At 68.9% G+C, this 10659-nt stretch carries 12 protein-coding genes; 4 read left to right on the forward strand and 8 right to left on the reverse strand.

Annotated elements, in window-relative coordinates:
* Window positions 1–47: 47 nt before the first annotated feature.
* Window positions 48–1169 (forward strand): helix-turn-helix transcriptional regulator, encoded by a 1122-nt coding sequence (locus tag RCP38_RS12380; RefSeq protein ID WP_308473251.1) that lies wholly within the window; start codon window positions 48–50, stop codon window positions 1167–1169.
* 6 nt (window positions 1170–1175) lie between these two features.
* Window positions 1176–1946 carry a PIG-L deacetylase family protein gene (locus RCP38_RS12385; RefSeq protein ID WP_308473252.1) on the forward strand — a complete coding sequence of 257 codons (771 nt, stop codon included), beginning with the start codon at window positions 1176–1178 and terminating at the stop codon, window positions 1944–1946.
* 100 nt (window positions 1947–2046) lie between these two features.
* Here the strand turns inward: RCP38_RS12385 and mutM are convergent, their stop codons facing one another.
* From mutM to sepIVA, 4 genes are read right to left on the reverse strand one after another with little or no spacing between them, the layout of a single operon-like run.
* Entirely contained in the window at window positions 2047–2892 is an 846-nt protein-coding gene (gene mutM, locus RCP38_RS12390) for a bifunctional DNA-formamidopyrimidine glycosylase/DNA-(apurinic or apyrimidinic site) lyase (protein ID WP_308473253.1), read from the reverse strand.
* 2 nt (window positions 2893–2894) lie between these two features.
* Complete coding sequence (rnc, locus tag RCP38_RS12395; protein ID WP_308473254.1) at window positions 2895–3614, reverse strand: ribonuclease III; 720 nt, start codon at window positions 3612–3614, stop codon at window positions 2895–2897.
* Window positions 3611–4219 (reverse strand): YceD family protein, encoded by a 609-nt coding sequence (locus RCP38_RS12400; protein ID WP_308473255.1) that lies wholly within the window; start codon window positions 4217–4219, stop codon window positions 3611–3613. The genes rnc and RCP38_RS12400 overlap by 4 nt, the downstream gene beginning before the upstream one ends.
* 39 nt (window positions 4220–4258) lie before the next feature.
* On the reverse strand, window positions 4259–4996 hold the full coding sequence (gene sepIVA / locus RCP38_RS12405; protein WP_308473256.1) for a cell division protein SepIVA: 738 nt from the start codon (window positions 4994–4996) through the stop codon (window positions 4259–4261).
* A gap of 142 nt (window positions 4997–5138) precedes the next feature.
* Here sepIVA and purU point away from each other — a divergent pair, with 142 nt between their 5' ends.
* Window positions 5139–6080: a formyltetrahydrofolate deformylase gene (gene purU / locus RCP38_RS12410; RefSeq protein ID WP_308473257.1), complete on the forward strand. Its 942-nt coding sequence runs from the start codon at window positions 5139–5141 to the stop codon at window positions 6078–6080.
* On the opposite strand, the gene RCP38_RS12415 is transcribed toward purU, so the two are convergent.
* Genes RCP38_RS12415 through RCP38_RS12425 form a run of 3 tightly spaced genes read right to left on the reverse strand, consistent with a single transcriptional unit; the run spans window position 6077 to window position 9455 of the window.
* Window positions 6077–8086, reverse strand: a complete 2010-nt coding sequence (locus tag RCP38_RS12415; protein WP_308473258.1) for a 5-oxoprolinase/urea amidolyase family protein — start codon at window positions 8084–8086, stop codon at window positions 6077–6079. The two genes, purU and RCP38_RS12415, sit on opposite strands and share 4 nt — an antisense overlap.
* Window positions 8083–8700: an urea amidolyase associated protein UAAP2 gene (locus RCP38_RS12420; protein WP_308473259.1), complete on the reverse strand. Its 618-nt coding sequence runs from the start codon at window positions 8698–8700 to the stop codon at window positions 8083–8085. Before RCP38_RS12420 ends, RCP38_RS12415 begins: the two co-directional genes overlap by 4 nt.
* The gene (locus RCP38_RS12425; RefSeq protein ID WP_308473260.1) at window positions 8697–9455 is read right to left on the reverse strand and encodes a DUF1989 domain-containing protein; all 759 of its coding nucleotides are present in this window, start codon (window positions 9453–9455) and stop codon (window positions 8697–8699) included. The genes RCP38_RS12420 and RCP38_RS12425 overlap by 4 nt, the downstream gene beginning before the upstream one ends.
* 51 nt (window positions 9456–9506) lie before the next feature.
* On the opposite strand from RCP38_RS12425, the gene RCP38_RS12430 reads away from it, so the two are divergent.
* Window positions 9507–10166 (forward strand): TetR/AcrR family transcriptional regulator, encoded by a 660-nt coding sequence (locus tag RCP38_RS12430; protein ID WP_308473261.1) that lies wholly within the window; start codon window positions 9507–9509, stop codon window positions 10164–10166.
* A gap of 12 nt (window positions 10167–10178) precedes the next feature.
* Here RCP38_RS12430 and coaD read toward each other — a convergent pair whose 3' ends face one another.
* Window positions 10179–10658, reverse strand: coding sequence for a pantetheine-phosphate adenylyltransferase (coaD, locus tag RCP38_RS12435; protein WP_308473262.1), 480 nt, complete (start codon window positions 10656–10658; stop codon window positions 10179–10181).
* Window position 10659 lies beyond the last annotated feature (1 nt).

The following is a 10659-nucleotide window of genomic DNA, read 5'->3' on the forward strand; positions in this document are numbered from 1 at the left end:
GCCCAATCTTCAAATATGCAGGCCTGTAAAAGAATTCAGGGCCGACCATGAATACGATCGACGAATTCTCACAACTGATCTCTTGTATTTACTCCGCAGTTCTGGTTCCGGAGCAATGGGATGCTGTCATGACCGCGATCGCCCGATGCTTCCAGGCGCATACCGCGTCATTGGTATTGTCCGACAGCGGGTCTCGAACGCTTCTTCACGCACAGATGCAGCCGGCGGCGGCGCAGGCCTACTCCGCACATTACGAACGGCTCGATCACGTTCTGCATGCGGTAGAGACCGGGCCGGTGGGCGTGATCCGTAGCGGCGCGGAATTGATGTGGCCCTACCAGAACTGCGAGTTCCAGATCGACTGGGCCCGGCCGAATGGACTGCAAGACGGACTATTCGTCCGCCTCACATCCGGAACGCCGATGACCAGTCTCGCCATCGCGAGCGTGCGGCAGTCGGACCGATTCGACCGCCCCGACTACGTCGCGTTGATCACCCGCCTGACACCCCACCTCCAGCAGGCGCTGCGCACGCGCGACAGCCTCAGCCAACTCGACCGACGCGCCCACGACCTCACCGAAGCCTGCGGGTCGGTGAGCCACGGGATCGTGATCGTCGACGGCCGCCGACCGGTGTTCGCCAATACCACCGCTGAGCGGGTGCTGTGCGATAACGACGGCTTACGGGTGGAACACGGCCATCTGACGGCGCAGTCGTCGCGCGCCGACGCCGAGTTGGGCCGCAGCATCGCCAGACTTGCCGATCCCGTTGGCGCGACCGTCTGGGGTGGCTCCTTCCTGTGCCCGCGCCCATCGGGCCGGCGCCCGTACATCGTGCACGTCTTGCCGGTCGATCCGAGTGCGGTCGTCGCCCCGCGGGGCGGCCGCGCGATGCTGGTGATCGTCGATCCCGAACAGCGCCCGGAGCCCGCCGCCGCACTGCTGAAGCGTCTGTACGGGCTGACGAAAAGCGAAGCGCAGGTGGCGGTCATGGTGCTCCGCGGCGAGGGCCTGACCCCGATCGCCGAGGAGTTGACGGTGTCGCTGACCACGGTGAAGACCCACTTGCAGCACATCTACGCCAAGACCGGCACCCACCGTCAGGCCGAACTCGTACGGTTGCTGTTCATGCTGGACCCCTTGCACAGACCCGACGGACCGGCATACTGAACTTTCATGGCCACCGTCGTCGCCTTCCACGCCCATCCCGACGACGAGGTGATCTTGACCGGGGGAACCCTGGCCCGCGCGGCCGCCGCGGGCCATCGGGTGGTCGTGGTGGTCGCCACCGACGGGCGGGTCACCGACCGCGATGGTGATCGCCTCACCGAACTACGTTCGAGCGCAGACATTCTCGGCGTGCACCGGGTGGAATTCCTAGGTTACGCCGACAGCGGGTACGGCGAGGTTTTCCCGCCCGATCCGCCGGGGCGGGTCAGGTTCGCCCGCGCCGATATCGAGGAGGCGGCGCAGCGTCTGGCGGCGATCTTGCGCGACGAGGACGCGGATCTGCTGTTGAGCTATCAGCCCAACGGCGGCTACGGGCATCGCGATCACGTCCGGGTCCACCGGGTCGGCAAGCGCGCTGCGCAGCTTGCGCAAACCCCGCGGATACTCGAGGCGACGATGCCCCGCGAGATGCTGGTCCGGGTCGCCGGGATCGCGGAATTCCTGCGGCTTCCCGCCCCCTACGGACGCGACGTGGTGGGTACCGCGTATGCGCCGCGGTCGCACATCACCCACCGCATCAACGTGTTTCGGTATGCGCGACAGAAACGCGATGCCATCGCCGCCCATCGCTCCCAGGTCGGTGCCGGCGCCGCCGCACGGCTGTTCACGGTGTTGATGCGGCTTCCCCCGCAGGTCGCCGGCTTGGTCTTCGGCCGGGAATGGTTCGTCGATCCCACCCTGACACCGGGCCGGGTGTATCGCGACATCTTCGAGTGAGCCCCCGCGACCACTCCGACGAGCGTGCGCAGATTGCCACTTCTTTCGGCGTGTCGCGGTACAGACGCGCACGCTCGCGAGAAATGGCGGGAAAGACGGGTCAGCGCTGGCAGGTCGGACAGTAGTACGACGAGCGGTTCATGAACTTCGCCCTTCGAATGGCCGTCCCGCAGCGCCGGCACGGCTCGTCCTCGCGGCCGTAGGCGTCCAGGGACCGGCTGAAGTAACCGGATTCGCCGTTGACGTTGACATACAGCGAATCGAACGAGGTACCCCCGACCGCCAGCGCGTCGCGCATCACCTCGGCGGCGGCGTCCAGTAGTGCCCGTAATCGCGGCCGGGACAGCCGATCCGCCGACCGCGTGCCCCGAATCCCGGCCCGCCACAGGGCTTCGTCGGCGTAAATATTGCCGATTCCCGACACCACGGTCTGATCGAGAAGCTGGCGTTTGATCTCGGAATGCTTGCCCCGCAACACCTCGACCACCGCGTCGGCGTCGAAGCGCGGGTCCAGCGGATCGCGGGCCAGGTGTGCCACCGGCACCGGCAGCACGCTGCCGTCCACGGTGACCAGATCCGTGAGCTGCCAGCCACCGAAGGTCCGCTGATCGACGAAGCTCACTTTCATGCCGTCGTCGAGCACGGCCGCGATCCGCAGATGCCTGCTGTCGGGCAACTCCCCCAGCAGCATCTGGCCGCTCATACCCAGATGCACCACCAGCGCCTCGTCGGCCGCTGAACCGCTGAGCAACAACCACAGATACTTACCGCGCCGGTCGGTTCCGGTGATCTTCGCGCCCAGCAGCCGTCCGGTCAGATCACCGGCACCGGCTTCGTGCCGGCGCACCGCCCGCGGATGATGAACCCGCACAGCGGCGATGGTGCGGCCCACCAGGTGATCGTTCAGGCCACGCCGGACCACCTCGACTTCGGGGAGTTCGGGCATCGTCAGGCCTGCTGAGCTTCGTCCGCCGTCTCCATGGCGTCCAGGGCCTGCCAGGCGGCGGCCGCGGCCTTCTGTTCGGCTTCCTTCTTGGTCCGGCCGACACCCGTGCCGTAGCCGACCTCCGATACCACTGCGGTGGCGGTGAATTCCCGATCGTGATCGGGTCCGGTGGAGGTGATCCGGTAGGTCGGCACCCCCAGGCCGCGCGCCGCGGTCAACTCCTGCAGGCTGGTCTTCCAGTCCAGCCCCGCCCCCAGGGTGGCCACCGTGTCGAGCAGCGGACCGAACAGCCGCAGGATCACCTCCCGGGCGGTGTCGATCCCGTGTTGCAGGTACACCGCACCCAGCAGCGATTCCATCCCGTCGGCCAGGATGCTGGATTTGTCTGCGCCGCCGGTGTGCTCCTCACCGCGGCCGAGCAACAGGTGCGCGCCCAGGCCGTCGGCGGTCAGGCCGCGCGCCACGTCTGCCAGGGCGTTGGTGTTGACCACGCTGGAGCGCAGTTTGGCGAGGTCGCCCTCCGGCCGATCCGGGTGCCGATGAAACAACTCGTCGGTGATGGTCAGCCCCAGCACGGCGTCACCGAGGAATTCCAGCCGCTCGTTGGTGGGCAGGCCACCGTGCTCGTAGGCGTAGCTGCGGTGCGTGACGGCCAGCGTCAGCAGATCATCGGCCAGGTCCACGCCGAGCGCATCGAGCACGGCCTGTCGGGGGCGGCTCACCGCTCACCGTCGTCGCTCGGCCGGGCCGGTTCGCCGGGCTCGAGCAGGCCGGCCAGCTTCGCCCAGCGCGGGTCGATCTTGTCGTGGTGATGGCCGGGTTCGGCGGTAGCCAGCGGCACTCCGCAGTCCGGGCAGAGCCCCGGGCAGTCGGCGTCGCACAGCGGCGACAGCGGAAGGGCCAGGCCGATGGCGTCGACGATGGCCTGCTCGAGATCCACCGCGTCGTCGACGACGCGGCCCATCTCGTCGTCATCGGTGGTGGCGTCGGTGGTGCTGTCGGGGTAGGCGAACAGTTCGGTCAGCTCGACCTCGACGGCACCGGTCAGCGGTTGCAGGCACCGCGCGCATTCACCGGCGGTGGGCGCCGAGACCACTCCGCTGACCAGGACGCCCTCGGAGACCGACTCCACCCGCAGGTCCAGATCGACGGCCGCCTGGGCGGGAATGGCGACCAGGTCCAGGCCGATGCGGGCCGGACTGATCCGCTGCTCGTGCAGGGGCAGCAGCGCACCGGGACGCCGGCCCAGCCGAGCGACGTTGACCACGAACGGCGCGGACGACTGTCGCGGGGCTGACTTCATTCCTGCGCCGGGGTGCCTTGCCATGCCGCGATTCTACGCAGCACGGCACCCGGTGTTGCCGGGTCAGCGAGTCGCGTAGTCGTGCGTTCCCGCGGCGGTGCGCAATTGGTGACGCCCCCGGTTGATCGAGCGCAGGGTGCCGTTGAGGAAGTCCTCGAATTCGGCCAGCTTGGCGTCGACGTAGATGTCGCATTCGCCGCGCATCCGGTCGGCCTCGGCGTGCGCCGAATCGATCAGCCGGGTGGACTCCGCCCGCGCCGACGTCACGACCTCGTTCTGCGAGACCAGTCGCTGCTGTTCCTTGATGCCCTCCTGCACGGCCTTCTCGTAGGCGGCGTTGCCGTTCTCCACGAGCCGGTCGCATTCGGCCTGGGCGCGACTGGTGGCGGTCTCGAACTCCCGCTTGGCGGTGGCGCTGAGCCGGGCGGCCTCCTCGCGGGCCTCGCCGACCATCCGCTCGCTGTGGGCGCGCGCCTCGGCCACCATCCGGTCGGCCTGGCCCTTGGCATCGGACAACAGTCGGTCGGCCTCGGCCCGGGCGTGGCTGACCAGCGATTCGGCCTCGGCCGTGGCGGAGGTGACCATCGAGTCCGCGTGTTCCTTGGCCTCGTTGATGACCGTGTCGCGCGCGTCGAGCACATCCTGGGCGTCGTCCAGTTCGCCGGGGATGGCGTCGCGGATGTCGTCGATCAATTCCAGGACGTCGCCGCGGGGCACCACGCAACCTGCCGTCATCGGCACACCACGTGCTTCTTCGACAATGGAGCCCAGCTCGTCAAGGGCTTCGAACACTCGGTACACGGCAGCACCCTCCAGGCGTCGTTGGTGTTACTAGTGTGCCCTGTGTTACGGGTGTGATTGCGTTAGCTGCCCGGTGTGTCGGATTTCCGTCCACTTCACCGGTAGCCTGACCGGTTGATATCCACATCGGCGAAGGGCGGCCATGACGCACGGCGCTACAGGTTCCGCAGGCCCCGGCCCCACCGGGCAGGCACCACACGGCTATCCGGGACGGTCCGGAGACCAGCGAGAAGCCGACATCGGCCGACTGCTGCTGAGCTGCCGGGACAGTCACGGCATCATCGCCGCGGTGAGCGCGTTCCTGGCCGACGCCGGGGCCAACATCATCTCGCTGGATCAGCATTCGACCGCCCCCGAAGACGGCACCTTCGTGCAACGGGCCATCTTCCACCTTCCGGGCCTGCCGGCGGCCATCGACGAGTTGCGCGAGCGATTCGGCGCCACCGTGGCCCAGCGGTTCGCGATGGACTACCGGTTCACCGAGGCGACCAAGCCCAAGCGGGTGGCGATCATGGCCTCCAAGACCGACCACTGCCTGCTGGACCTGTTGTGGCGCAACCGGCGCGGTGAGCTGGAGATGACGGTGGCCATGGTGATCTCCAATCACCCGGAACTGGCCGAGCAGGTGCGCCCGTTCGGGGTGCCGTTCTTCCACATCCCCGCCACCCGCGACATCCGCGCCGAGGCCGAACAACGCCAGCTGCAGTTGCTGTGCGGCAACGTGGATCTGGTGGTCCTGGCACGTTACATGCAGATCATCACCAGCGATTTCATCGAGGCCGTGGGCTGTCCGCTGATCAACATCCACCATTCGTTCCTGCCGGCCTTCATCGGGGCCGCGCCCTACCAGCGGGCCAGGGAACGCGGCGTGAAACTGATCGGCGCAACCGCGCACTACGTCACCGAGGTCCTCGACGAGGGGCCGATCATCGAGCAGGACGTGGTCCGGGTCGACCACACCCACAGCGTGACCGACCTGGTACGGCTCGGCGCCGACGTGGAACGCGCGGTGCTGTCGCGGGCCGTGCAGTGGCACTGCCAGGACCGTGTGGTCCGGGTCGGCGGCGAAACGATCGTCTTCTAACCCGGGTCTTCTCCGCCGGGCGGGGATGCGGCGAATTCTCCGGATGCCTGCCAGGCCCGACGCTCCGCGGCGAACGCCGCCGACTGCTGGGCACGGAACTCGGCGATGGATCCGGCGTTGTCGGCGAGGAAACCCCGATAGGCCGGCAGCGAGAACTCGCCGTCGGCGATGTCGACCCGGCCGCGGCCGGCGGCGGTGTCGGCACGCAGGTCCAGCAGTTCTTCGGCACTGACCGGGTAGAAGCTGATGCGGTCGAAATACCGCAGCAGCCATGGTGTTTCGGGTTCGAAAAGACCCGCGGTGGCGTTGCGGTGATTCCACACCTGGGTGGTGCGGCCGACGAACTGGTAGCCCCCGGGCCCCTCGATGCCGTAGATGCACAGGTAGGCGCCGCCGATTCCGACGGCGTTCTCCGGCGTCCAGGTCCGCGCCGGGTTGTACTTGGTCGTCACCAGCCGGTGCCGGGGATCCAGCGGGGTGGCCACCGGTGCGCCCAGATAGATGTCGCCCAGCCCCAGGACCAGGTACTGCGCGCCGAAGACCGTGTCGTAGACGTCCGCGATGTCGTCGAGCCCGTTGATGCGCCGGATGAACTCGATGTTCGACGGGCACCACGGCGCATCGGGGCGCACGCCGTACATGTAGCGGCGGATGGCCTCGTGAGTTCCGGGGTCGTCCCAGGACAGCGGCAGCCGCACCGAACGGCTCGGTACGACGAGTTCGTCGCACGGCGGCAGCGCATCGTCGTGGGCGGCGATCCGCTCGACCACCTCGGTGCAGGACACCCGGTCGGTGTCGAACTGGACCTGCAGCGAGCGAACCCCGGGTGTCAGTTCGAGCAGACCGGGCAGCCCCTGCTCACGCAGCCGGTCGTAGAGCACCTGCACGCGCGCCCGCAGCGCGAGATCCAGGATCATCGGACCGTATTCGAGCAGGACGCCACCGTCACCGGAGCGCCGCAGCGTCACGGCGGTACCGTCGCGCCCGGTGTAGCGCTGCAACACCCCGTCGTCGCAGTCCCCGCCGCCGGAGACCACCACGGGCAGCGCGGCACGCCGGCGCGGCCCCAGCGACGCCGCCGGCGGGACGCGCTCGGCGCGCACCGGCACCAGTCGCACGGTGTCGTCGGGGGCCAGTTGGCCGAGTTTCCACCGGTCGCCGCGTGCCACCGTCACCGGGCAGACGAACCCGCCCAGGCTGGGACCGTCGGGACCCAACAGGATCGGGGTGTCGCCGGTGAAGTCCAGGGCCCCGACGCAGTACGCGTTGTCATGGATGTTGGACGGGTGCAGGCCGGCCTCCCCGCCGTCACGGCGTGCCCACGACGGCTTCGGCCCGACGAGCCGCACCCCGGTGCGATCGGAGTTGAAGTGCACCGTGTAGTCGGTGCCGGTCAGCGTCGCCATGTCCGCCCGGGTCAGGAATTCCGGGGCGGCGTGCGGTCCCACGGTCACCGCCAGTTCCCAGTGCCGGCCGATGCTGGGCTGGATTCCGGCGGGGACGCGGTCGAGGACCGGTGCGGCGCCGCCGCGGCCGGCGGCGCTGAGCCGATCCCCCGCCTGCAGCGCCCGGCCGCCGTGTCCCCCGAACACCCCCTGGGTGAACGTTGCTGCGCTGCCAAGGAAATCGGGTTCGTCGAGGCCGCCCTCGACCAGCAGGTAGCTGCGCATTCCGGGACCGGCCGCGGTGCCGATGTCGACGACGCCGCCGGCGGGCACCCGCACCGACTGCCACTGCGGCAGCCGGGCGTCGTCGAGGGTCGCCGGGACCGTCGCACCGGTGAGGCACACCCAGGCCGGTGCGGTGAAGCGCAGGGCCGGTCCGGATTTGGTGCACTCCAGCCCGGCGGCGCCTTCGGGATTGCCCAGTGCCCGGTTGCCGAGCCGAAACGACAGGTCGTCCATCGGCCCCGACGGCGGGACGCCGACGTGCCAGTACCCCACCCGGCCGGGCCAGTCCTGCACGGTGGTGAACATCCCCGGCCGGACCACCTCGATGCCGATCATCTGCTGGTGATCACCATGCGCACCGGTGTCGGGTCGAATCCGTTGCACGGGTTGTTGATCTGCGGGCAGTTCGACACCAGCACCAGGGTGTCGGTCTCGGCGCGCAGCGTCAGGCTCTTGCCGGGCGCAGAGATCCCGTCGACGATGCCCAGGGTGCCGTCGGCTTCGACCGGCACGTTCATGAACCAGTTGATGTTGGAGACCAGATCGCGTTTGCCGAGGCCGTGTTTGGCGCCCTCGGCGAGGAAGTTCTCCACGCAGGCGTGCTGGTGCACGGTGTGGTGTCCGTAGCGCAGCGTGTTGGACTCCTGCGAGCAGGCTCCGCCGATGGTGTCGTGGTTGCCGACGTCGTCGGCGACGACGGTCATCAGGGCGGTGCCGTCGGCGGCGCGCAGCACCGAACCGGTGGTCAGGAAGATGTTTCGCTGGGCGGTGATGGTGGCCTGGGCGCTGTAGCGGCGGGTGTGGTCGTCGGCGTCGTAGAGCAGGCAGTCCACCGCCTGGTTACCGTGCAGATCGATGATCTGCAGGCGCTGCCCGGCGCGCACCACCGCCGACCACGGCGAGCGGGCCGGCACCACCTCATCGGAGATCACCCGGCGCTGCTCGGTCATGCTCGTTCCCCCGCTCCGGCGGCCCATGCCGCCTCGGTGTTCTCCAGTGCCCGCAGGTATTCCGGGTCGTGGTTGATCGTGTTGCCCAGTTCGTCGCCCGCCCGCCAGCCGACGACGTCCAGGGGTCCGGGTGTCGGATCGGGGTCCAGCGGGTGCGCGGTGTTGGCCACCGACAGCACCACCGGCAGATGGATCAGCAGATCGATCGCCGCCCCCGCTCCCGCTGAGCCGGTGAATTCGAGTGCGCCACTGGCGGGTTCGACCCGGATTCCGCGGAACAGCGCGACCGAGGGTGCGACGTCGCGGATGTCCATGCCGTGCTTCATCGCACCCAGCAGCAGCAGTTGCCGGCCGGTGTCGTCGGGACCGCAGATCAGGTCGTGGCGGTTGGAGGTGTCGGAGACGACGGTGGCCAGCACGCGGCCCTGATCGGACAGCAGCGGATGCCCGGCCCCCAGGTAGGCCTGCCAGGGGATCTTCATGGTGTCGGCGACGTTGAGCCGTTCCCAGGGCGCCTCGGCACGGTGCAGCAGCAGGTGCGCACAGGCGCCGCCGTCGACGTCGATGAGCCGGACGCGGCTGCCGCGGGCGAGCACCTTGGTGGCGTAGCCGTTCGGCGGGACCGATTCCGCCCAGACCACGGCCGCGGCATCGACGTCGCGGGGGGTCGCCGGGATGCGCATCGATGCGTGCTCGGCCTGGGCTCTGGCGTGGGAGCGTGCCCCCGTTGTGGAGTCGGTGCGTGCTTCGTCCATGGTGGGGACGGTAGCATATTTCCTATCGACTGACAGATTAAGGAGCGCGGTATGCAGGTTGACCGGCGGGGACGTCCGCGACTGGTGGCATCTCGACGGCCCGGCCACAGCCCCCGCGACGAAATCCTCGATGCGGCAGCCGAGTTGTTCACCACCGTCGGCTACGCGGCCACCTCGACTCGGCGCATCGCCGAGAGCGTCGGGATGCGGCAGGCCTCGCTGTATCACCATTTCGCCGCCAAGGACGACATCCTCGAGGCCCTGCTGGCCGGGACCGTCGAGGCCTCTGCGCAACTGGCGGCGGACCTGGTCGCCGAAGCCGGTCCCGGCGCGCCGCGCCTGCACACCCTCGTCGTCGCCGATACCGCACAGCTGTGCGGCGGGTCCTGGAATCTGGGCACCCTGTATCTGCTGCCGGAGCTCAACGTGGACCGCTTCGCCGAATTCCGTGCGCAACGCGATCGGTTGCGGGACCACTACCGCGAACTCTCCCGGGCGGTGATCGCCGACCACGACGGCCCGCTCGCCGCCGAGGACCTGCCGTTCCGCCTGGTGGAGGCGGTGATCAACCGCCGCTTGGACGACGGAACCTGTCCCCCGGACTATCCGTTCACCACCGCCGAGGCCGCGTTGCGGGTGCTGGGCTGTGCAAGCGGGTTCGCCGCGATGCGGGCATCGACCGCGACCCGATTGGGGCTGCCGCCGCAGTGACCGGTGGGCAGGTCAGCGGGCGGCCAGTTTGGCGGCCAGCCGCCGGTTCACCGGGTCCGGCAACAGGTCCGAGACATCCCCGCCCATCGAGGCGACCTCCTTGGCCAGCGACGACGACACGAACGAATACCGCGGGCTGGTCGCCACGAAAAACGTGTCGACTCCGGCGATGTGCTTGTTCATCTGCGCCATCTGCAGCTCGTACTCGAAGTCGGTGCCGGTGCGCAGTCCCTTGACGATCGCGGTCAGGCCCCGCTCCCGGACGAAGTCGACCACCAGGCCGCGGCCGGACTCCGCGCGCACGTTCGGCAGATGCGCGGTGGCCTCGGTGATCATCTCGAGGCGCTCCTCCAGACTGAACATGCCCTGCTTGGAAGGATTGACCAGGACGGCGGCCACCACCTCGTCGAACTGGGCGGCCGCGCGCTCCAGGATGTCGATGTGTCCCAACGTCACCGGGTCGAAGGACCCCGGGCATAGCGCGCCACTCATA

It is taken from the genome of Mycolicibacter sp. MU0083 (assembly GCF_963378075.1).
GTDB classification, from domain to species: Bacteria; Actinomycetota; Actinomycetes; order Mycobacteriales; family Mycobacteriaceae; genus Mycobacterium; species Mycobacterium kokjensenii.

Bases quoted from the DNA above. Each gene is read 5' to 3' on its own strand.
- RCP38_RS12385 (WP_308473252.1), top strand. From the start codon at position 1,176: ATGGCCACCGTCGTCGCCTTCCACGCCCATCCCGACGACGAGGTGATC.
- RCP38_RS12380 (WP_308473251.1), top strand. From the start codon at position 48: ATGAATACGATCGACGAATTCTCACAACTGATCTCTTGTATTTACTCC.
- mutM (WP_308473253.1), bottom strand. From the start codon at position 2,892: ATGCCCGAACTCCCCGAAGTCGAGGTGGTCCGGCGTGGCCTGAACGAT.
- RCP38_RS12425 (WP_308473260.1), bottom strand. From the start codon at position 9,455: ATGGACGAAGCACGCACCGACTCCACAACGGGGGCACGCTCCCACGCC.
- RCP38_RS12415 (WP_308473258.1), bottom strand. From the start codon at position 8,086: ATGATCGGCATCGAGGTGGTCCGGCCGGGGATGTTCACCACCGTGCAG.
- purU (WP_308473257.1), top strand. From the start codon at position 5,139: ATGACGCACGGCGCTACAGGTTCCGCAGGCCCCGGCCCCACCGGGCAG.
- coaD (WP_308473262.1), bottom strand. From the start codon at position 10,658: ATGAGTGGCGCGCTATGCCCGGGGTCCTTCGACCCGGTGACGTTGGGA.
- RCP38_RS12400 (WP_308473255.1), bottom strand. From the start codon at position 4,219: ATGGCAAGGCACCCCGGCGCAGGAATGAAGTCAGCCCCGCGACAGTCG.
- RCP38_RS12420 (WP_308473259.1), bottom strand. From the start codon at position 8,700: ATGACCGAGCAGCGCCGGGTGATCTCCGATGAGGTGGTGCCGGCCCGC.
- RCP38_RS12430 (WP_308473261.1), top strand. From the start codon at position 9,507: ATGCAGGTTGACCGGCGGGGACGTCCGCGACTGGTGGCATCTCGACGG.